The sequence below is a fragment of the Micromonospora sp. NPDC023956 genome, from assembly GCF_040639195.1.
In the GTDB taxonomy this organism is placed as follows: Bacteria; Actinomycetota; Actinomycetes; order Mycobacteriales; family Micromonosporaceae; genus Micromonospora.
In genome coordinates, this window is record NZ_JBEZZN010000003.1 from 488,285 (window position 1) to 509,848 (window position 21,564).

19 protein-coding genes and 3 tRNA genes are annotated in these 21,564 nt (G+C 70.1%); 21 read left to right on the top strand and 1 reads right to left on the bottom strand.

Annotated elements, in window-relative coordinates; genetic code table 11:
* Window positions 1-89 precede the first annotated feature (89 nt).
* Window positions 90-305, bottom strand: coding sequence for a hypothetical protein (locus AB0F58_RS08455; RefSeq protein ID WP_357139841.1), 216 nt, complete (start codon window positions 303-305; stop codon window positions 90-92).
* 640 nt (window positions 306-945) lie between these two features.
* Here AB0F58_RS08455 and AB0F58_RS08460 point away from each other — a divergent pair.
* The 21 genes from AB0F58_RS08460 to rpsL all read left to right on the top strand — a co-directional run bounded on the left by AB0F58_RS08460 (window position 946) and on the right by rpsL (window position 21,564).
* Window positions 946-1,095: a hypothetical protein gene (locus AB0F58_RS08460; protein WP_357139843.1), complete on the top strand. Its 150-nt coding sequence runs from the start codon at window positions 946-948 to the stop codon at window positions 1,093-1,095.
* Between the two features lie 70 nt (window positions 1,096-1,165).
* Window positions 1,166-3,694 carry a bifunctional diguanylate cyclase/phosphodiesterase gene (locus AB0F58_RS08465; protein WP_357139845.1) on the top strand — a complete coding sequence of 843 codons (2,529 nt, stop codon included), beginning with the start codon at window positions 1,166-1,168 and terminating at the stop codon, window positions 3,692-3,694.
* A gap of 107 nt (window positions 3,695-3,801) precedes the next feature.
* Window positions 3,802-3,874, top strand: a tRNA-Thr gene (locus tag AB0F58_RS08470).
* A gap of 26 nt (window positions 3,875-3,900) precedes the next feature.
* Window positions 3,901-3,973, top strand: a tRNA-Met gene (locus AB0F58_RS08475).
* Window positions 3,974-4,104: 131 nt separating this feature from the next.
* Window positions 4,105-4,272, top strand: a complete 168-nt coding sequence (gene rpmG, locus AB0F58_RS08480) for a 50S ribosomal protein L33 (RefSeq protein ID WP_013288652.1) — start codon at window positions 4,105-4,107, stop codon at window positions 4,270-4,272.
* Between the two features lie 118 nt (window positions 4,273-4,390).
* The gene (locus AB0F58_RS08485) at window positions 4,391-4,837 is read left to right on the top strand and encodes a MaoC family dehydratase N-terminal domain-containing protein (protein WP_357139848.1); all 447 of its coding nucleotides are present in this window, start codon (window positions 4,391-4,393) and stop codon (window positions 4,835-4,837) included.
* Between the two features lie 43 nt (window positions 4,838-4,880).
* Window positions 4,881-5,273 (top strand): MaoC family dehydratase, encoded by a 393-nt coding sequence (locus AB0F58_RS08490; RefSeq protein ID WP_357140438.1) that lies wholly within the window; start codon window positions 4,881-4,883, stop codon window positions 5,271-5,273.
* Between the two features lie 128 nt (window positions 5,274-5,401).
* Window positions 5,402-5,474: transfer RNA gene (locus AB0F58_RS08495), tRNA-Trp, on the top strand.
* A gap of 208 nt (window positions 5,475-5,682) precedes the next feature.
* Window positions 5,683-6,075: a preprotein translocase subunit SecE gene (gene secE, locus AB0F58_RS08500; RefSeq protein WP_357139851.1), complete on the top strand. Its 393-nt coding sequence runs from the start codon at window positions 5,683-5,685 to the stop codon at window positions 6,073-6,075.
* 29 nt (window positions 6,076-6,104) lie between these two features.
* Window positions 6,105-6,827, top strand: a complete 723-nt coding sequence (nusG, locus tag AB0F58_RS08505) for a transcription termination/antitermination protein NusG (protein ID WP_357139853.1) — start codon at window positions 6,105-6,107, stop codon at window positions 6,825-6,827.
* A gap of 189 nt (window positions 6,828-7,016) precedes the next feature.
* Window positions 7,017-7,448: a 50S ribosomal protein L11 gene (gene rplK / locus AB0F58_RS08510; RefSeq protein ID WP_357139855.1), complete on the top strand. Its 432-nt coding sequence runs from the start codon at window positions 7,017-7,019 to the stop codon at window positions 7,446-7,448.
* A gap of 83 nt (window positions 7,449-7,531) precedes the next feature.
* Entirely contained in the window at window positions 7,532-8,248 is a 717-nt protein-coding gene (rplA, locus tag AB0F58_RS08515; protein ID WP_357139858.1) for a 50S ribosomal protein L1, read from the top strand.
* A gap of 81 nt (window positions 8,249-8,329) precedes the next feature.
* Window positions 8,330-9,280 carry an ABC transporter ATP-binding protein gene (locus AB0F58_RS08520; RefSeq protein ID WP_357139860.1) on the top strand — a complete coding sequence of 317 codons (951 nt, stop codon included), beginning with the start codon at window positions 8,330-8,332 and terminating at the stop codon, window positions 9,278-9,280.
* Window positions 9,277-9,969, top strand: coding sequence for a hypothetical protein (locus AB0F58_RS08525; RefSeq protein ID WP_357139863.1), 693 nt, complete (start codon window positions 9,277-9,279; stop codon window positions 9,967-9,969). The genes AB0F58_RS08520 and AB0F58_RS08525 overlap by 4 nt, the downstream gene beginning before the upstream one ends.
* A 454-nt stretch (window positions 9,970-10,423) precedes the next feature.
* Complete coding sequence (gene rplJ / locus AB0F58_RS08530; RefSeq protein WP_357139866.1) at window positions 10,424-10,969, top strand: 50S ribosomal protein L10; 546 nt, start codon at window positions 10,424-10,426, stop codon at window positions 10,967-10,969.
* 52 nt (window positions 10,970-11,021) lie between these two features.
* Window positions 11,022-11,411 (top strand): 50S ribosomal protein L7/L12, encoded by a 390-nt coding sequence (gene rplL / locus AB0F58_RS08535; RefSeq protein ID WP_357139869.1) that lies wholly within the window; start codon window positions 11,022-11,024, stop codon window positions 11,409-11,411.
* Between the two features lie 573 nt (window positions 11,412-11,984).
* Window positions 11,985-15,425: a DNA-directed RNA polymerase subunit beta gene (locus AB0F58_RS08540; protein ID WP_357139872.1), complete on the top strand. Its 3,441-nt coding sequence runs from the start codon at window positions 11,985-11,987 to the stop codon at window positions 15,423-15,425.
* A gap of 87 nt (window positions 15,426-15,512) precedes the next feature.
* A complete protein-coding gene (locus AB0F58_RS08545) occupies window positions 15,513-19,406 on the top strand; it encodes a DNA-directed RNA polymerase subunit beta' (RefSeq protein ID WP_357139874.1) in 3,894 nt (1,297 codons plus the stop codon).
* A gap of 103 nt (window positions 19,407-19,509) precedes the next feature.
* Complete coding sequence (locus AB0F58_RS08550) at window positions 19,510-19,878, top strand: hypothetical protein (RefSeq protein WP_357139877.1); 369 nt, start codon at window positions 19,510-19,512, stop codon at window positions 19,876-19,878.
* 467 nt (window positions 19,879-20,345) lie between these two features.
* Window positions 20,346-20,729 carry a hypothetical protein gene (locus AB0F58_RS08555; protein WP_357140441.1) on the top strand — a complete coding sequence of 128 codons (384 nt, stop codon included), beginning with the start codon at window positions 20,346-20,348 and terminating at the stop codon, window positions 20,727-20,729.
* A gap of 460 nt (window positions 20,730-21,189) precedes the next feature.
* Window positions 21,190-21,564 carry a 30S ribosomal protein S12 gene (rpsL, locus tag AB0F58_RS08560; RefSeq protein ID WP_014440718.1) on the top strand — a complete coding sequence of 125 codons (375 nt, stop codon included), beginning with the start codon at window positions 21,190-21,192 and terminating at the stop codon, window positions 21,562-21,564.

Here is a 21,564-nt window from a genome sequence, read left to right on the forward strand (position 1 = left end):
AGGAAGCCCGACCCCCACAGCAGGGCCAGCGCCGTCAGCCGGGCCGGACGGGCCCCGACTGACGGCCCACCGGTGCCCCGCGACCGCCGCTACTGCTGGCAGACGCGCCAGGCTCCGTCCTCCTTGACCAGTCGGAGGAGCTGGGTGGTCTCGGTGCCGTTCTCCTGGGTCAGCCGGACGGTCGCGGAACCCTCGGTCCGGCCGTTGGTGCTGGCGACGTGCACGCCGGTGATCTCGTAGTCACGCAGGCGGGGTTGGGCTGCCTGCATGCGGGTGAACGCGTCCTCGCTGATCCGGTTCCGCATGGGTGCGCAGAGCTGCCCGTAGGCGGTCGGGTGGGACCGGCTGGTATGCCATGGCCCCGAGGGTAGGGAGCAGGCGCCAGGCTCCGTTACCGCGATCCCGCCTCGCTGCGCCTGGTCGGCGCGGTCCTGCCCGGGGCGGTCCGGGTCGGGTGGCCGTCGGCGCGGTGGTGCGCCGTGGCCACCCCGTTCCCCGCCGGGCGGGTGACGGACTGCCCACTGTGGTGACGCCGGGACGGACCGTGGCGCCGTTGTCGAGGTGTGCCGGCGCGATGGGCATTTGCCGGGGCAGTTCCCCGTACCCCCATTCCGTTTGTTCGACACCTCTCTATTTTTGTCAGTCCTGCGGCTAGGGTGGGAGGCGCATCCTGGCAGGTGGGGCCCGGTGTGCAGAACGAGGCGATCTTGGGGATTGATGGCGAATCACGTACTGCGGCAACATGAGCGGGAAGGTGCAGATGGTGAGATGAACGCCGAAACCAGGGGTAGCTATTCGGGGGCGGGGTAGGTACGAACGGTCTGAAACTGACCAATCCTCGGTGGGCCCGTTCCCAGGCCTCTTTGCTCGATCGGGCCTCTGTGGCACGATCGTGGAACCTCCTCCATCCGTCTCCCCCTTACCCCTGTTGACAGGAGCGCACTGATGTCTGGTCGGAAGCCCTTCCGGTTCGCCGCAGTCATGGCGCTGATGGCCTTTGCCGTGGTCGCCTCCGGCTTCCTCGGTACCGAGTCCGCCGGCCCGCTCGCCGATTTCGAGTGGAGCGCCCCGGTGGTCACCGTCCTCGCCCCCTGAGGTCGGTCCGACGTCGTCGGGAGGTCGCTGGTTGGAGGCCCGTTCGAGGCACGAGTAACGAGGGAGCCGGATGGCGAGCGTTCGCCCGTCGTCGCGCAGATCGACCGACCAGGCCTGGCTGATCACCGGTCCGCTGGCCCTCTTCGCGGTCGTCTGTTCCGTCCTCCTCGCCCTCGTGTCGGACCGGTCCTCCGGTAATCCGGTACTGACGCTCACCCTGCTGGCCGTGATGGTCGCAGCCGGCACCCAGGTGCTGCACTTCGTCATCCGCCGGCAGGGCCTCACCTTCACGATCAACGAGATCCCGCTGGTTCTCGCCTTCTTCTGGCTACCACCGCTGACAGTCGTCGCGTTGAGCGTGGCGGCGGTGCTCATCGTGCAGTTCTGCCGCCGCGTCTCGCCCACCAAGCTCTGGTTCAACGTCGCCAAGGCGGGTGCCTCGGTGTCGTTGGCCGGGCTGGTCCTGGTCGCCCTGCCGCCGTTGGACGGCGTCGGACCGGCCACCTGGCTCTCCCTGTTCGGCGCGGTCATCCTGAACACCCTGGCGTCCCTGGCGGCGGTCGGCGGGGTGATCTCCCTGATGCACGGCTGGCAGGCCGGGCGGGAGGTGGTCCGGACCGCAGGGCCGCCGCTGCTGACGTCGGGGATCAACGTGGTCATGGGCCTGGTGGTCCTGATCGCTATCGAGACCACCTGGTGGGCCCTGGTCCTCATCGCGGTGCTGGCCTTCGCGGTGGTGCTGGTCTACCGCTCCTACGCGCAGTTCTTCCGCCAGCACCGGACCCTCGGCGACATGTACGAGCTGACCCGGGCGATGACCGCCAGCGGCCAGGACGGCACCCTGATCGACGTCCTGCTGGCCCGGATCCGCAAGCTCATGCAGGCCGAGTACGCCACCCTCTGGCTGCCCGCCCAGGGTCGGCACTCCGAGGTGATGCTCACCGCCCGGGTGGACACCCCGGGCCTGCTCGACGTCGCCCCCACTCCGGTGGTGGTGCGGGAGGAGGCCCGCCGGGAGCGGCGGACCCTGGTCTGGGGCGCCCGGCTCGACGGCGACGATCTGCTCGGGTCCGCCCTGCGCGGCACCGGCGTGAAGGACGTCATCGCCGTGCCGTTGCGCTCAGGCCAGGCGGTGATCGGCACCCTCGAGGTGGTCAACCGGCTCAGTGACGCCGGCCACTTCACCCCGGACGACATCCCCGTCTTCGAGACGGTGGCCGCGCACGCCGCCGTCGCCCTGGAGAACTCCCGGCTGGTCGACCGGCTCCGGCACGACGCGTACCACGACGGGCTGACCAAGCTGCCGAACCGGCGGCGGATCGCCGACGCGCTCGGCGAGGCGGTCCGGATCCGGGCCCCGGGCGAGGTCGTCGCCGTGCTCCTCTTCGACGTCGACGGGCTGCGCCAGGTCAACGAGTCGCTCGGCCACGCCGCAGGGGACAAGGTCCTCGTCGAGGTCGCCGAGCGGCTGCGCGCGTCGGCCCCGTCGTCCGCCCTGGTCGGCCGGCTCGGCGGGGACGAGTTCCTGCTCACCCTCCGGGTGGAGAGCGCCGACGCGGCGCTGGAACTGGCCGCCCGGCTGCGCGAGCAGATCCGCGACGAGATGGTCTTCGAGCCGCTCACCCTGGACGTGGACACCGCGGTCGGGGTCGCCGTCCACCCGGACCACGGCACCGACGCCGCCACCCTGCTGCAACGGGTGGAGTTGGCGGCGACCGCCGCGAAGTCCATGCCGGGCAGCATCCAGCTGTTCAGCCCGGCGCTGGAGTCCCGGTCGTTGCGTCGCCTCGGCATCGCCGGTGACCTGCGACAGGCTCTCGAGGAGGGTGGGGTCGAGGTCTACTACCAACCCAAGGTGACCCTGCGCGACCGGCGACTGGTCGGCGTGGAGTGCCTGGCCCGCTGGGAGCACCCGGCACACGGCTCGGTCACGCCGGAGGACTTCGTCGCGGTGGCCGAGCACACCGGCCAGCTCGGTCGGCTCACCGAACTGGTGCTCCGGGAGGGGCTGCGGCGCAGTCGGGACTGGACGCACGCCGAGCAGCCACTCTCCGTCGCGGTCAACCTCTCCGCGCGTACGCTCACCGACCAGCATTTCCCCGACCAGGTGCGCGAGCTGCTGGACGAGTACGGCGTACCGCCGCAGCGACTCACCTTCGAGATCAGGGAGACCGGGGTCCTGGACGGCACCGACCGCCCGATCCCGACCCTGCGCCGCCTACGCGACCTCGGCGTCCGGCTCTCCGTGGACGACTTCGGCACCGGCTCCTTCTCCCTGGCCTACCTGCGCCGGCTGCCGGTGCACGAGGTGAAGGTCGACCGGTCGTTCGTGCAGGGCATGGCGACCGATCCGGGCGACCTGGCGATCGTCAACGCCGTGGTGACCCTCTCCCAGCAGTTCGGCCTGGCGGTGGTGGCCGAGGGGGTGGAGAGCGAGCTGACCCTGGAACTGCTCCAGGACATCGGCTGCGACATCGGCCAGGGCTTCCTGTTCAGCCGTCCGCTGCCGTACGAGCGGCTGGAGGCCTGGTTCGGCGCCCAGGCGGAGGTCGAGTCGCTGCCCGGCGCGGACGTGCGCCGCCTCCGTGTAGTGCCCTGACCTGCGCCGATGCCCGCTGCGGCAGAGGAGGGGGGATCCGATTTCACCTCCCGGGATCCGCCGTGTACTGTTACCCCTGCGCGACACCCCCCGGGGTGATCGGGTAGGCCCCCTTAGCTCAGTCGGCAGAGCGTCTCCATGGTAAGGAGAAGGTCTACGGTTCGATTCCGTAAGGGGGCTCAGAGGGTCCGGCTGGACCCGCCTGCGGCGGTGTAGCTCAGATGGCAGAGCAAGCGGCTCATAATCGCTGTGTCGCCGGTTCAAGTCCGGCCACCGCTACTCTCGTCCTCCGGGCCGATGTCCGGTGGCCGGTGAAAGGGGCGCCCCTGGCGCCCACTTTGCGTGTCCGCGTGGCCAGCGCATAGGCTGCCACGCCGTAGGTGATCCGTTAGCGAGGAAGGCACTCCGCCGTGGCGAAGGCGACCGATGTTCGGCCGAAGATCACTTTGGCGTGTGTGGAGTGCAAGGAGCGCAACTACATCACGCGCAAGAACCGTCGTAACGACCCGGACCGCATCGAGCTGAAGAAGTTCTGCCCCCGGGACGGCAAGCACACCGTCCACCGCGAGACCCGCTGACCCGGCGGCCGGCCCCGCCGGCCGGCCGACGCAGCTTCCGACGCCGATCCGGCGCGCAGGGCATGGATCCATCGCCCGTGTGCCGGATCGGCGTTTTTCGTCCGTGTAGGTTCTCCGCATGTCACTGGACCCGTCCTTCGTCGGCCGGAGCTACCCGCCGACCGCCCCCTACCAGGTGGGCCGAGAGAAGATCCGTGAGTTCGCCACGGCGATCGGCGCCACCGACCCGGCCCACCACGACCCGGAGGCCGCGCGGGCCCTCGGCCACCGCGACGTGGTCGCCCCGCCGACCTTCCCGGTGACGATCACCATGGCGGCGAGCCGCCAGATCGTCGACGATCCGGACCTCGGGGTCGACTACAGCCGGGTCGTCCACGGCGACCAGCGGTTCGCCTACACCCGCCCGGTGGCCGCCGGGGACGAGCTGGTCTGCGTCAACCACGTCGAGGCGATCGACAACCGGGGTGGGCACGGCTTCCTGACCATCCGGACCGAGGTCTCCACGGTGGCCGACGAGCCCGTGGTCACCGTCTGGTCGAAGCTCGTCGTACGCGGGGAGGACTGAGATGGACGCGGCAACCACGGCGGCCGACGCGGGGCAGGCCCGGATCGAGCTGCCCACCCGGACGTACCGGATCACCCGGGCCGACCTGGTCCGCTACGCGGGTGCCTCCGGCGACTTCAACCCCATCCACTGGAGCGACCGCTTCGCCACCGGCGTGGGGCTGCCCGGGGTGATCGCGCACGGGATGTTCACCATGGCGCTGGTCGGACGGGCGGTCACCGAGTGGGCCGGCGCGCCGGACGCGGTGGTCGACTACAACGTCCGCTTCACCCGCCCGGTGGTCGTGCCGGACGACGACGAGGGGGCCGAGATCGAGGTCGCCGCGAAGGTGCGGGAGATCACCGAGGACGGGCTCACCCGCCTCGACCTGACCGTCACCTGCGGGGGCGAGAAGGTCCTCGCCCAGGCGCGGGCGGTCATCCGGGCACCCCGCTGACCTGCTGTTCGACCCGCGAGGGGTGGACCGGTTGGGAAAGTGGACCCACTACCCGTACACTGGTCCGCCGTGGGGCAAGTGACCCCTGCACCGTCCTGCGTGTCGGTGTGGGGTGAGCAGCGCCGCACAGGGGTGTAGCTCAATTGGCAGAGCAGCGGTCTCCAAAACCGCAGGCTGCAGGTTCAAGTCCTGTCACCCCTGCGCCTCAGGCCTGACCGTTTCGTGGGTCGCGCCGCCTGCCGGCGGCGTTCGGCCCGTGGTGGTGGCATCGGCAGGATGGCTCCGAGGCATCGGGCCCTTCGGCTGATCCGCCGGCCGCGGCCCGTCGCGGGACGGTTGGTCCGGCCGGCGTGACCAGCGCCGCGCACGTCCAACAACGTGCGACCCGACATCCGCGACGGAGGGCGAAGTGGCCGACAACAAGCGGCGCGGCGAGGACGCCGGCGACGACCGTCTCGACGACGAAACCGTCGAGAGCGTTGCCGACGACGACGACGCCACCGACGCGGAGGAGCCGGTCTCCCGGGGCGGCACCGCGACCCGGTCGCGGACCAAGGCCGACTCGGCCGACAGCAAGCCGAGGACCAAGTCCGACGACAGGGTCGGATTGTTCGGGCGCTTCGCGCGGTTCATCCGCGAGGTCGTGGCCGAGCTGCGTAAGGTCATCTGGCCGACCCGCAAGGAGCTGCTGACCTACACCGCGGTGGTGGTCGCGTTCGTGACGGTGGTCACCGCGCTCGTCGTCGGACTCGACTTCGTGTTCGCCAAGGGTGCGCTGGTGGTCTTCGGCGGATCCAGCTGACCAAGCGATAGTGACGGAAGTGAGCGAGCGTGCCTGAGTACGACGAGACCGCCGGACCCGCGGACGAGCAGTCCTCGGTAGTGACGGCGGCGGGTGACGAGTCGGTCGAGGCCGCCAGCGAGCCGGAGTTCGCACTGACCGAGCCGGAACCGGAAGAGGAGTTCGACCCGGTCGCCGAGCTGCGTCAGAAGCTGCGCTACGCCCCGGGCGACTGGTACGTGGTGCACTCCTACGCGGGCTACGAGAACAAGGTCAAGACCAACCTCGAGACCCGGATCACGTCCCTCGACATGGAGGACTACATCTACCAGGTCGAGGTGCCGACCCGGGAAGAGGTCGAGGTCAAGAACGGCAAGCGCCTCCAGGTCCAGAACAAGGTCTTCCCGGGTTACATCCTGGTCCGGATGGAACTCACCCCGGAGTCGTACTCCTGCGTCCGCAACACCCCGGGCGTCACCGGCTTCGTGGGGGCGACCGACCGGGCGGACCGTCCGGCCCCGCTCTCCCTCGACGAGGTGCTGAAGTGGCTGGCCCCGGCGGTGGAGACCGAGCAGAAGAAGGCGAAGCCCGAGATCAGGGTCCTCGACTTCGAGGTCGGCGACTCGGTCACCGTCACCGACGGTGCGTTCGCCTCCCTGCCGGCCACCATCAGCGAGATCAACGCCGACCAGCAGAAGCTCAAGGTGCTGGTGTCGATCTTCGGCCGGGAGACCCCGGTGGAGCTCAACTTCAACCAGGTCACCAAGATCTGACGTCGCGTCCGGGGCGGTGGGCATGGCCCGCCGCCCCGACTCGTACCCGGCCCGTGGGCCCTCACCGCAAGGGGTGGCAGCGGGCTGCGCTACCCTAGAACGTCGCCCCCGTTCTGTCGTGCTGACCGTGCGCGCATCGAGCGGGACGCGCCAGCATCACTTTTCCCGTTCCAAGCCCCAGGAAGAGACATGCCTCCGAAGAAGAAGCTCGTCAAGACGTTCACGCTTCAGCTGCCGGCGGGCCAGGCCACTCCGGCGCCGCCGGTCGGCCCCGCGCTCGGCCAGCACGGCGTGAACATCATGGAGTTCTGCAAGACCTACAACGCGCAGACCGAGTCGCAGCGGGGCGACATCGTCCCCGCCCAGATCAGCGTGTACGAGGACCGGACCTTCACCTTCGTGCTGAAGACCCCGCCCGCCGCCCGGCTGCTGATCAAGGCCGCCGGTGTGCAGAAGGGCTCCGGGGTGCCGCAGAAGGACAAGGTCGGCTCGGTCACCCGCGCCCAGCTGCGGGAGATCGCCGAGAAGAAGATGTCCGACCTCAACGCCAACGACCTCGACCAGGCTGAGAAGATCATCGCCGGCACCGCCCGGTCGATGGGCATCGTCGTCAACGACTGACCTCGGCGACCCGACACCAGACCCGTTCGTGGGAGGGCGCGTGATGCACGGCGCCCGCCAGAGACCACAGGAGTAGTTGGAACATGCAGCGCAGCAAGAGCTACCGCAAGGCCGCCGAGGTCATCGACCGGTCGAAGCTGTACAGCCCGTCCGAGGCGGTCAAGCTCGCCAAGGAGACCACCGCCGTCAAGTTCGACGCCACGGTCGAGGTCGCCATGCGCCTCGGCGTCGACCCCCGCAAGGCGGACCAGATGGTCCGGGGCACGGTCAACCTGCCGCACGGCACCGGTAAGACCGCCCGCGTGATCGTCTTCGCCGCCGGTGCGAAGGCCGAGGAGGCCGCTGCCGCCGGTGCCGACGAGGTGGGCACCGACGAGCTGGTCGCCCGGATCCAGGAAGGCTGGCTGGACTTCGACGCGGCGATCGCCACCCCGGACCAGATGGCCAAGATCGGCCGGATCGCGCGGATCCTGGGCCCGCGCGGTCTCATGCCGAACCCGAAGACGGGCACGGTGACCATGGACGTCGCCAAGGCCGTCGCGGACATCAAGGGCGGCAAGATCGCCTTCCGGGTGGACAAGCACTCGAACCTGCACCTGATCATCGGCAAGGCGTCCTTCTCCGAGACGCAGCTGATCGACAACTACGCGGCCGTCCTCGACGAGGTCCTGCGGGTCAAGCCGTCGGCCGCCAAGGGCAAGTACCTCAAGAAGGTCACCCTCACCACCACGATGGGTCCGGGCGTCCCGGTCGACCCGAACCTGGTGAAGAACCTGCACGAGGACTCCTCCGAGGGCTGACGAACTCAACACCCGGATCGGGGCGTCGCCACCACTGGTGGGGGCGCCCCGATCCGTCTCTCCTGTGGCACGCTCGTCGGCATGCGGCTGGAGAACGTCTCGGTGCGGTACCACCGGAGGGGGCCGTGGGTGCTGCGACAGGCGGACGCCCGGGTCGGGCCGGGTGAGGTGGCCGTCGTCCTGGGCCGTAACGGGGCCGGCAAGTCCACCCTGCTCCAGGTGGCGGCCGGTGTGCTCCGCGCCACCCGGGGCCGGGTCGTGGACCGTCCCCGGCACGTCGGCTGGGTGCCGGAGCGGTTCCCCGCCGACCAGCCCTTCACGGTGTCGTACTACCTCACCGCGATGGCCCGGGTGGCCGGGCTCTCCGCCACCGAGGCGGACCGGGCGGTGGACGAGTGGACGTCCCGGCTGGGCATCGCGGGGTTCCGCCGGGTCCGTCTGCCCGACCTGTCGAAGGGGACGGCACAGAAGGTCGGCCTGGCGCAGGCGATGCTCCGCCGGCCCGGCCTGCTGGTGCTGGACGAGCCCTGGGAGGGGCTGGACGCCGCCGCCCGTGACCTGGTGCCGCTGGTGGTCGACGAGGTGCTCGCCGCCGGGGGCCGGGTACTGGTCAGCGACCACCGCAACGAGACGGTCCGGCTGCCGGGCGCGCGGCACTGGACGGTGGCCGACGGCACGGTCACCGAGGCCGGCCCGGCCGAGTCGGAGGGCGTCGCGGTGGTGGAGGTGGCCGTCCCGGCGGCCCGGGTCGCCGGCACCGTCGCCCGGTTGCGCGCCGCCGGCCACCAGGTGTTGCGGGTACGCACCCCCGAGCCGGACACAGCACCCGACCCCGGGCCGACGGGCCACGGCGTCGCGCCGGACGACGGCCCAGCATCCGACCCCGGGCCGACGGGTGACGGCGTCGCGCCGGACGACGGTGGCTCCCGACCGGATACCGGAGCGGTCGACGAACCGGGGACGGGTGCCGGGGCCGCGCCGCGACAGCCGGTGGCCGACGGCACCGTCCTCCCGGACGGGGCGGCCCGGTGACCGCGCTGGTCCGGCTCCGGCTGGCCGGCTTCCTGCGTACCGGCCGGGTCCTCGCGCCCCTGCTCGCCGGCCTGGTCGTGCTCGGGGTCCTCTACGGCGGCGGTCGTGCCCAGCCGGCGGAGGCGTACGGCGTCTCGGCGGTGGTCCTCTTTCCGGTGCTGGCCTGGCAGACCAAGCTGCTGCTCGACGTGGAGCCGGACGTGCAGCGCCGGATGGCGCTGGTGACGGTCGGCAGCCGTCGCCGGGAACAGGTGGCCGGACTGGTCGCCGCCACGGTGGTGGCGCTCGGCACGGTGACCCTGGCGCTGCTGCTGCCGTGGCCGCTGGGCGGGCTGGCCGGCCCGGAGGCCGCCGCCGACCACCCGCTGCCGATGGGGATCGCGCTGGGGCTCTGGGCCCACCTGCTCGCCGTACCCGCCGCGGTGGCGCTCGGCGCGCTGGCCAGCCGTGCCTGCGTGGGCAGCACCGGGTACGGCGTCGCGGTGCTCGCGGTCGGCTCGGTCGTCGCGCTGGTGTTCGGCCGGTCCGGCTCGGTACTGCCGTGGCTCGCGCCGCCGGTCATGGCGACCGCGCGGGCCACCACGGCCGGGGTGGCCGGGCCGGCGGCGCTCCTGCTGACGGGTTGGGCGGTGCTCTGGAGCGGCGTGGTGCTGGCCGGGTACGCCTGGCGTCGTCGGCTGCGGGGCTGACTCGCCCGACCGTCCGCCAGTGCTGCCGCCGGGGCGACGGTCCCCACCCGGAGCCCGCGCGACGGCTGCCCGACCGTCGCCGGTACGCCGGATGCTGCCCACCCAGCGGCCGGACGTGACCGGGCCCACGCCCGGGGCGATTTGGTGTTGGGGGAGGGGTCGCGTAGTCTTCCGACGTCATCCAATGTACTTTTGGCTGACGTACCACCCAGAGACCGCTGGTCACCGTGCTCCGGCACGGTCGAAGGTCCCGCGAACGACGGGCGACCCGCGTAGGGCGGCAAGCGAAAAATCGGTTCGATGGTACGTGGTCCGCCGACTGCGTTCCGATCCGCCGGCCCTCGCCCCGCGCGCCCTGCGCCGGGGCTTTTCTCGTTACCCGCGATTCCTCCGCCACCACCGACGCCTCCCGGCTTCGGTGGTGACCAGCCTGGCGTAACGAGAGAGGAGGGACATGGCGGACAAGCCGATCCGGGCCGACAAGGCCACGGCCGTCGCCGAGCTGACCGAGCAGTTCCGGGGCGCCGGCGCCACCGTGCTGACCGAATACCGCGGCCTCACGGTCGCCCAGCTGACCCAGCTGCGGCGCTCGCTGGGCCAGGAGACCACCTACACGGTCGCCAAGAACACGCTGGCCAAGCGCGCTGCGACGGATGCCGGTATCAACGGCCTCGACGAGCTGTTCTCCGGTCCTACCGCGCTGACTTTCGTTTCGGGCGACGTCGTCGAGGCGGCGAAGGGCCTTCGCGACTTCGCGAAGGCCAACCCGAAGCTCGTCATCAAGGGCGGTGTCTTCGAGGGCAAGGCCATCTCCGCGGCCGAGGTCACGAAGCTCGCCGACCTGGAGTCCCGTGAGGTGCTGCTGGCCAAGCTGGCCGGCGCGATGAAGGGCAACCTGAGCAAGGCCGCGGCCCTGTTCCAGGCCCCGCTGTCGAAGACCGCCCGTCTGGCGGCCGCTCTGCAGGACAAGCGCGAGAAGGAGGGCGCCGAGCAGGCCTGACGGCCTTCCGGTACCCGGTTCGAACTTCCGTAGATGAGAAAGGACGCCAGCCATGGCGAAGCTCAGCACCGACGAGCTGCTCGACGCGTTCAAGGAGATGACGCTGATCGAGCTCTCCGAGTTCGTGAAGCAGTTCGAGGAGACCTTCGAGGTCACCGCCGCGGCCCCGGCCGCGATGATGGTCGCCGGCCCGGCGGCTGGCGGCGCGGCCGCCGAGGCCGAGCCGGAGAAGGACGAGTTCGACGTCGTCCTCGAGGCCGACGGTGGCAAGAAGATCCAGGTCATCAAGGTCGTGCGTGAGCTGACCGGCCTGGGCCTGAAGGAGGCCAAGGACGCCGTCGAGAGCGCCCCCAAGGCCATCCTGGAGAAGGTCAACAAGGAGACCGCCGAGAAGGCCAAGGCCAAGCTCGAGGGCGAAGGCGCCAAGGTCACCCTGAAGTGACCCGCGCGTGCCTGCGCGGGGCCCCGGCTCACGTGAGCTGAGGCACACGACGGCACGCAACGGGCGGTGATCCCTGACCGGGGTCACCGCCCGCTGTCGTTCCGTCACCTGTTGGTGTGCCCGTGAGCTGCGCTTGCGTTCTGGCGGCCGGTGACGCTGCGGTGTCGGACGGTCGCACGGCGGTGGGAAAGAGGGCTCCGGAAGGTGATCAGCCCTTGACGCGACCCCGCCCGGGCAGGCACGCTGACACCTGCAAGACCTTCCACGCTTGCGACGGCCACGCCCGGGGTAAGGGCTGCGGCAGCACCATGCCGCAGTACGCCGGACGGTCCAGCGGGAGCGCCGCGTTCCGAGCGGCTCGGTAGACCCCGTTTCGGGGGTCCCGAGGCACGTTCCGCGGCGACCCGCGGGGTGGGCTGGACAGCGGTTAGCCTTTCGGCTACACTGCTAGTTTGCGCTGCCTTCCGATCTCGACCCCTGCTCGGAATGTCCAATTATGGGTGTTCCTGGTGGGGTCATTGGAGTGCACGCGTACCAGCCGTTCTGCAGCACCGGTCCTCGGAAGGACGCATCTTGGCAGCTTCCCGCCCTGCGAAGACCAGTCGTACGTCGAGCGCTTTCGCTCCCCGCCGTGTCTCATTCGGCAGGATCACCGAACACCTCGAGGTCCCCAACCTCCTCGCCATCCAGAACGAGTCCTTCGACTGGCTCGTCGGCAACGAGGCCTGGCAGGGCCGGTCGGCTGACGACCCGCACGCACGCTCGGGTCTCGCGGAGATTCTCGACGAGATCAGTCCCATTGAGGACTTCTCCGGCACCATGTCGCTCTCCTTCTCGGCGCCGCGCTTCGACGAGGTCAAGGCCTCGATCGAGGAGTGCAAGGAGAAGGACCTGACCTACTGCGCGCCGCTCTTCGTGACCGCGGAGTTCACCAACAACACCACCGGCGAGATCAAGAGCCAGACGGTGTTCATGGGTGACTTCCCGATGATGACGCCGAAGGGCACCTTCATCATCAACGGCACCGAGCGCGTGGTGGTCAGCCAGCTCGTCCGGTCGCCGGGCGTCTACTTCGACAAGCAGCCGGACAAGACCTCCGACCGCGACCTCTCCAGCGTCAAGGTCATCCCGAGCCGGGGTGCCTGGCTGGAGTTCGACATCGACAAGCGCGACACCGTCGGGGTCCGGATCGACCGCAAGCGCCGGCAGGCCGTCACCGTCCTGCTCAAGGCGGTCGGCTGGTCGGCCGAGCAGATCCGCGAGCGGTTCGGCTGGTCCGAGCTGATGATGACCACCCTGGAGAAGGACCACATCGCCGGCCAGGACGAGGCGCTACTCGACATCTACCGGAAGCTGCGCCCTGGCGAGCCGCCGACCCGGGAGAACGCCCAGACCCTGCTCGACAACCTCTTCTTCAACCCGAAGCGGTACGACGTCGCCAAGGTCGGTCGGTACAAGTTCAACAAGAAGCTCGAGGTGAGCGTCCCGATCACCACGGGCACGCTGACCGAGGACGACATCGTCGCCACCGTGGAGTACCTCTGCCGGCTGCACGCCGGTGAGGACGGCTACGAGGCCGACGACATCGACCACTTCGGCAACCGTCGCCTGCGTACCGTCGGCGAGCTGATCCAGAACCAGGTGCGGGTCGGCCTCTCCCGGATGGAGCGGGTCGTCCGCGAGCGGATGACCACCCAGGACGTCGAGGCGATCACGCCGCAGACCCTGATCAACATCCGTCCGGTGGTGGCGGCGATCAAGGAGTTCTTCGGTACGTCGCAGCTGTCCCAGTTCATGGACCAGACCAACCCGCTGGCGGGCCTGACCCACCGGCGCCGGCTGAGCGCGCTCGGCCCGGGTGGTCTGTCCCGGGAGCGGGCCGGCTTCGAGGTCCGGGACGTGCACCCGTCGCACTACGGCCGGATGTGCCCGATCGAGACGCCGGAAGGCCCGAACATCGGCCTGATCGGCGCGCTCTCCACCTTCGCCCGGGTCAACCCGTTCGGCTTCATCGAGACGCCGTACCGGAAGGTCGTCGACGGTCGGGTCACCGACCAGATCGACTACCTGACCGCGGACGAGGAGGACCGGTTCGTCAAGGCCCAGGCGAACGCGCCGCTGCTGGCCGACGGCACCTTCGCCGAGGACCGGGTCCTGGTCCGTCGTAAGGGTGGCGAGACCGAGGACGTCCAGCCGTCCGCGGTGGACTACATGGACGTGTCGCCGCGGCAGATGACCTCGGTCGCGACCGCGATGATCCCGTTCCTCGAGCACGACGACGCCAACCGGGCCCTGATGGGCGCGAACATGCAGCGGCAGGCCGTGCCGCTGGTCAAGGCGGAGTCGCCGCTGGTCGGCACCGGCATGGAGTACCGCGCCGCGGTCGACGCCGGTGACGTGGTGGTGGCCGAGGTCGGCGGTGTGATCGAGGACCTCTGCGCCGACTACATCACCATCCACCAGGACGACGGTCACCGCCGGACGTACCTGCTGCACAAGTTCCGCCGCTCCAACGCCGGCTCCTGCGTCAACCAGAAGCCGGTGGTCTTCGAGGGCGACCGCGTCGAGGCCGGCCAGGTCATCGCCGACGGTCCGTGCACCGACGAGGGCGAGATGGCGCTCGGGCGCAACCTGCTCGTGGCGTTCATGACCTGGGAGGGCCACAACTACGAGGACGCGATCATCCTGTCGCAGCGCCTCGTGCAGCAGGACGTGCTCACCTCGATCCACATCGAGGAGCACGAGGTCGACGCCCGGGACACCAAGCTCGGCCCGGAGGAGATCACCCGCGACATCCCGAACGTCAGCGAGGAGATGCTCGCCGACCTCGACGAGCGCGGCATCATCCGGATCGGCGCCGAGGTCGTCCCCGGCGACATCCTGGTCGGCAAGGTCACGCCGAAGGGCGAGACCGAGCTGACCCCGGAGGAGCGGCTGCTCCGCGCGATCTTCGGCGAGAAGGCGCGCGAGGTCCGGGACACCTCGCTGAAGGTGCCGCACGGCGAGACCGGCACGGTCATCGGCGTCCGGACCTTCTCCCGCGAGGACGGCGACGAGTTGCCGCCGGGCGTCAACGAGCTGGTCCGGGTCTACGTCGCCCAGAAGCGGAAGATCCAGGACGGTGACAAGCTCGCCGGCCGGCACGGCAACAAGGGCGTCATCTCGAAGATCCTGCCGGTCGAGGACATGCCCTTCCTGGAGGACGGCACCCCGGTCGACATCGTGCTCAACCCGCTCGGTGTGCCGGGCCGGATGAACATCGGTCAGGTCCTGGAGACCCACCTCGGTTGGGTCGCCAAGACCGGCTGGAACGTCGAGGGCGACGAGGCCGACTGGAAGCGCGCACTGCGCTCGATCGACGCCGCCGAGGCCGAGCCGGACACCAACGTGGCCACCCCGGTCTTCGACGGTGCCCGCGAGGAGGAGATCTCCGGTCTGCTCGCGTCGACCCTGCCCAACCGGGACGGCAAGCAGCTGATCGGGTCGAGCGGGAAGGCGCAGCTGTTCGACGGCCGCTCCGGGGAACCGCTGCCGGACCCGATCGCGGTCGGCTACATCTACATCCTCAAGCTGAACCACCTGGTCGACGACAAGATCCACGCTCGGTCGACCGGCCCGTACTCGATGATCACGCAGCAGCCGCTGGGTGGTAAGGCGCAGTTCGGTGGCCAGCGGTTCGGCGAGATGGAGTGCTGGGCCATGCAGGCCTACGGGGCGGCCTACGCGCTCCAGGAGCTGCTCACCATCAAGTCCGACGACGTCCTGGGCCGGGTGAAGGTCTACGAGGCGATCGTCAAGGGCGAGAACATCCCCGAACCGGGCATCCCGGAGTCGTTCAAGGTCCTGCTCAAGGAACTCCAGTCGCTCTGCCTCAACGTCGAGGTGCTCTCCTCCGACGGTGTGGCCCTGGAGATGCGCGAGACCGACGACGAGGTGTTCCGGGCGGCGGAGGAACTCGGCATCGACCTCTCCCGCCGGCCCAACGAGGGTGTGAGCAGCGTCGACGAAGTCTGATCGGGCCGGGTGCGGCGGCGCGAGCCCGCCGCCGCACCCGATCCGCCGAACCATCAACCGAGCTGACTTGATGTGAGGGATAACCAAGTGCTCGACGTCAACTTCTTCGACGAGCTGCGCATCGGCCTCGCTACCGCCGACGACATCCGGCAGTGGTCCCACGGCGAGGTCAAGAAGCCTGAGACGATCAACTACCGCACCCTGAAGCCGGAGAAGGACGGACTCTTCTGCGAGAAGATCTTCGGTCCGCAACGGGACTGGGAGTGCTACTGCGGCAAGTACAAGCGGGTCCGGTTCAAGGGCATCATCTGTGAGCGCTGCGGCGTCGAGGTGACCCGCTCCAAGGTGCGTCGTGAGCGCATGGGGCACATCGAGCTGGCCGCCCCGGTTACCCACATCTGGTACTTCAAGGGCGTGCCGAGCCGGCTGGGCTACCTGCTGGACCTCGCCCCCAAGGACCTCGAAAAGATCATCTACTTCGCCTCGTACGTGGTGACGAGCGTGGACGCCGAGTCGCGTCACCGTGACCTCTCCACCATCGAGAACGAGATCCTCGCCGAGAAGCGGCAGGCCGAGAACAGCCGCGACTCGGAGATCGAGAAGCGGGCCGCCAAGCTCGAGGCCGACCTGGCCGAGCTGGAGGCCGAGGGTGCCAAGGCGGACGTCCGGCGCAAGGTCAAGGAGGGCGGAGAGCGCGAGATGCGCCAGATCCGCGACCGGGCCCAGCGCGAGATCGACCGTCTGGACGAGGTGCTCGACACCTTCCGCAAGCTGGACTCGAAGCAGCTGGTCACCGACGAGCTGCTCTACCGTGAGCTGCGCGACCGGTTCGGCGAGTACTTCACCGGTGGCATGGGCGCCGAGGCGATCAAGGCGCTGGTCCAGAACATGGACCTCGACGCCGAGGCCGAGAACCTCCGCGAGATCATCCGTTCCGGCAAGGGACAGCGGAAGATCCGGGCGCTCAAGCGGCTCAAGGTCGTCGCCGCGTTCCTGAACACCCGTAACTCGCCGCTCGGCATGGTGCTCGACTGCGTGCCGGTGATCCCGCCGGACCTGCGGCCGATGGTGCAGCTCGACGGTGGCCGCTTCGCCACCTCCGACCTGAACGACCTGTACCGCCGGGTGATCAACCGGAACAACCGCCTCAAGCGACTGATCGACCTCGGCGCGCCCGAGATCATCGTCAACAACGAGAAGCGGATGCTCCAGGAGGCCGTCGACGCGCTCTTCGACAACGGTCGTCGCGGTCGTCCGGTCACCGGCCCGGGTAACCGGCCGCTGAAGTCGCTCTCCGACATGCTCAAGGGCAAGCAGGGCCGGTTCCGGCAGAACCTGCTCGGCAAGCGGGTCGACTACTCCGGCCGTTCCGTCATCGTGGTCGGCCCCAAGCTGAAGCTGCACCAGTGCGGCCTGCCCAAGCAGATGGCGCTGGAGCTGTTCAAGCCGTTCGTGATGAAGCGGCTGGTCGACCTCAACCACGCGCAGAACATCAAGTCCGCCAAGCGGATGGTCGAGCGGCAGCGGCCGGTCGTGTGGGACGTGCTGGAAGAGGTCATCGGCGAGCACCCGGTGCTGCTCAACCGGGCGCCCACCCTGCACCGACTCGGTATCCAGGCGTTCGAGCCGCAGCTGGTCGAGGGCAAGGCCATCCAGATCCACCCGCTGGTCTGCACCGCGTTCAACGCCGACTTCGACGGTGACCAGATGGCGGTGCACGTGCCGCTCTCCGCCGAGGCGCAGGCCGAGGCGCGGATCCTGATGCTGTCGTCGAACAACATCCTCAAGCCGGCCGACGGCAAGCCGGTGACCATGCCCACCCAGGACATGATCATCGGTCTGTACCACCTCACCCACTTCACCCCCGGTGGCAAGGGCGAGGGCCGGGCGTTCAGCTCGGACGCCGAGGCGCGGATGGCCTTCGACAACGGCGAGCTGCACCTCCAGTCGCCGGTGCGGATCCGGCTGCGCGGCGTCACCGATGTCGACAACGGCGCCGGGGCCGAGCCGTGGGTCGCGCCGGAGGGCTGGGTCGAGGGCGAGCCGCTGATCGTCGACACCACCCTCGGTCGGGTGCTGTTCAACGAGACCATGCCGGTCGGCTACCGCTTCGTGAACTACGAGGTGCGCAAGGGCCAGCTCTCGGCGATCGTCAACGACCTCGCCGAGCGGTTCCCGAAGGTGGCGCTCGCGGCCACCCTCGACGGGCTCAAGGAGGCCGGTTTCCACTGGGCCACCTGGTCCGGCGTGACCATCGGCATGGAGGACGTCGTCACTCCGCCGCGCAAGCAGGAGATCCTGGCCCGGTACGAGAAGGAAGCCGACCGGATCGACAAGCAGTACCAGCGTGGTCTGATGACCGGTGAGGAGCGCCGCGGCGAGCTCATCGAGATCTGGACCAAGGCCACCAACGAGGTCGCCAAGGACCTGGAGACCTCGCTGCCCCGGGAGAACCCGCTGTGGAAGATGATCCACTCGGGTGCCCGCGGTAACCTGCTCCAGCTCCGGCAGATCGCCGCGATCCGGGGCCTGGTGGCCAACCCGAAGGGCGAGATCATCCCCCGGCCGATCAAGTCGAGCTACCGGGAGGGTCTGTCCGTACTGGAGTACTTCATCTCCACGCACGGTGCCCGGAAGGGTCTGGCGGACACCGCGCTGCGGACCGCCGACTCGGGTTACCTGACCCGTCGTCTGGTGGACGTCTCGCAGGACGTCATCATCCGCGAGGAGGACTGCGGCACCGACCGGGCGATCCCGATGCAGGTCGGTGAGCGGATCGACGGCACGCTGGTGGTGCACGAGCACGCCGAGACCGGGGTGCACGCCCGGACCCTGGCCGACGACATCAAGGGGCCGGACGGCACCGTCGTCGTCGAGCGGGGCTCGGACCTGAACTCGATCCTGGTCGACAAGATCGTCGCCGCCGGGGTGGAGAACGTCCGGGTGCGCAGCGTGCTGACCTGCGAGTCGAAGCTGGGCGTCTGCGGTGCCTGCTACGGTCGCTCGCTGCCCACCGGTAAGACGGTGGACATCGGCGAGGCGGTCGGCATCATCGCCGCCCAGTCCATCGGTGAGCCGGGTACGCAGCTGACCATGCGTACCTTCCACACCGGTGGTGTCGCGGGTGAGGACATCACCCAGGGTCTGCCGCGTGTCACCGAGATCTTCGAGGCCCGGGTCCCGAAGGGCAAGGCGCCGATCGCCGACACCCCCGGCCGGATCCGGATCGAGGACGGCGAGCGTTCGCGGAAGATCATCGTCATCCCGGACGACGGCAGCGACGAGATCGTCTACGACAAGATCTCGAAGCGGGTCCGGCTGCGGCCGGGCGTGCACGACGGCGGTCACGTCGAGGTCGGCGAGAAGCTCACCGAGGGCACCATCGACCCGCACGAGCTGCTGCGCATCCTCGGCCCGCGGGCGGTCCAGGTCCACCTGACCCAGGAGGTCCAGGAGGTCTACCGCTCGCAGGGTGTGCTCATCCACGACAAGCACATCGAGATCATCATCCGCCAGATGCTCAAGCGGGTGACGGTCATCGACTCCGGCTCGACCGAGTTCCTGCCGGGCGTGCTGGTCGACCGGGCGCTGTTCGAGTCGGAGAACCGCCGACTCGTCGGCGAGGGCGGCGAGCCCGCCGCCGGCCGTCCGGTGCTGATGGGTATCACCAAGGCGTCGCTGGCCACCGACTCGTGGCTGTCGGCGGCCTCCTTCCAGGAGACCACCCGGGTGCTGACGGACGCGGCGATCCACGCCCGCAGCGACTCGCTGATCGGCCTGAAGGAGAACGTGATCATCGGTAAGCTCATCCCGGCCGGTACGGGCATCAGCAAGTACCGCAACGTCCGGGTGGAGCCGACCGAGGAGGCGAAGGCCAAGGTCTACTCGATGACCGGCTACCCGGAGACCGACTACGGCTTCGGACCGGCCAGTGGCCAGGCGGTGCCGCTGGACGACTTCGACTTCGGGTCGTACCGCTAAGCAGTGACGACGAGGCCCCCGGCAACGCGCCGGGGGCCTCGTCGCGTACCGGGCGTCGGGGCTCCGCCGCGGCCCCGACGGCCGGGCGGGCATGATGGAGGGCATGACGACGGCCCCCGGGCAGCCACCCGCCGTGCGTCAGGGCCTGCGCCATCCGCTCGACCCTGACCCGGCCCGCTCGACGAAGGCTCGGGCGGTGTTCGCCCTCGGGCTGGTCGCCGCGCTGACCGGCCTCTTCCTCGGGGGTGTCGTACCGGCGACCGTCGCACTGCGCCTCTCCCGGCAGGCGCGCCGGGAGGCGTACGCCTCGGGGGGTTTCCTGACCGGCGCGGCCTGGCTGCGCCAGGGGGAGCGGTTGGCCTGGATCGGCCTGGGCCTGGCCATGGTCACCGTGCTGCTCGCCGTGGTGTACGGCCTGGTCCGGCTCGCGGAGGCGCCCTACACCCAGGACTTCGGGCCGAACGTCAACTGACCCGGCCGTGCCGGGCGGCGTCCCGGCGGTAGCCTGACCCCGGTACCCGCCGCGCGGCGGTGGCCGGTGCCCGTCGACAGGAGGACCCAGTGACCGAACCGGTGCGGCCGTCGGCGGAGGCCCCGGCGCAGCCGGCGGTGACCCCCGAATCCGGCCCCGGGGCCGGCCCGGCTCCCGTCCCCCCGGCGGTGGCCCCGACCTCCGACCCCGCTGCCGACCCGGCCCCGGTTCGGTCGGCGGTGACCCCGGCCTCCGCGTGGTCGGCCGGTCCGGCTCCGGTACCGCCGCCGGTCGGAGAGAACGGACCCGCACCCGCCGGAAGCGGTGCGGCTCCCGGTCCGGTGATGGCACACCCCGGTGCCGTGGCCGGTGGTCCGTACCCACTGCCGGGCCCGGTCGGGCATCCGGCCTGGCCCGGCCATCGGCCGGTGCCGCCGCCCCGGGAGGCGGTGCTGCCCCCGAAGCGGATCGACCCGGTCCCCGGTACGCCGTTCGGCGTGGCGCACCTGGAGGTGCCGCCGGTCACCTCGGGCCTCGCGGTGGGTTCGCTGGTCGCCGGCATCATCTCGATCCTGGTGTCCCTGGTGGTCGGCTGCTTCGGCCTGCTCGGAGCCGCCGGGGGCTGGGGCGCCTGGGCGGCGGGGGCGTTCACGCTGCTCGGTGTGCTCACCGGGGCCGGGGCGGTGGTCGCCGGTCTGCTCGGCACCCGGCAGATCCGCCGGCCGGCGGTGCCGCCGGCGGTCCGGTTCGCCGGCCGGGGGTTGGCCGTGGCGGGGATCAGCTGCGGCGCGACCGGGCTGGCACTCAGCCTGCTCGGCCTGGCTGTGGCGGTGCTCGCCCAGTTCGCCTGAGGCCTGCCCGGGGTCGCCGGGCCCGGACGCGGGGTAGCCGTTACACTTGTTACCTGTAGATGCCCGACGCGGACGGGCAGGTCGTCGGGAGCCGGGAGAGCGTTCGTATTCCTACCGGACCACCCCGTTTTGACCTGCACGCTTGTGGTAGGTACTCTTTCCCCTTGTGCCCGGCCAGTCCGGGCAACTCGTGCGTGCGCTGGACTCGGCGACTCGATCGTCGAGCGGCATCACCACAGAGCCACAACACCTGGCGAGCGGGCGACCGTGTGCCAGGGACACACCCGGTGCGGCGCGCGCGTCGGCACCGGAAACCGTGAATCGGGCGACACGCCCGACCGCGGGTGCCGGGACCTCCGCGAGGCGGCCCTGGCCGGGAATGTAGGAGAGTCGTCCATCAGGGCGGCTACGAGCAGACGGCGCGGTCGCGTGATGCGGCCGAAGGGAGCGGAGAAACCCGGTGCCCACGATCCAGCAGCTGGTCCGCAAGGGCCGCCAGGCCAAGACGAGTAAGACCAAGACCCCGGCGTTGAAGGGTTCCCCTCAGCGTCGTGGCGTGTGCACCCGCGTGTACACCACCACCCCCAAGAAGCCGAACTCGGCGCTGCGCAAGGTCGCTCGTGTGAAGCTCAGCAGCCAGATCGAGGTGACCGCCTACATCCCGGGCGTGGGTCACAACCTGCAGGAGCACTCGATCGTGCTCGTCCGTGGCGGCCGGGTGAAGGACCTCCCCGGCGTGCGTTACAAGATCGTCCGCGGATCGCTGGACACCCAGGGCGTCCGGAACCGCAAGCAGGCGCGCAGCCGCTACGGCGCGAAGAAGGAGAAGAGCTGA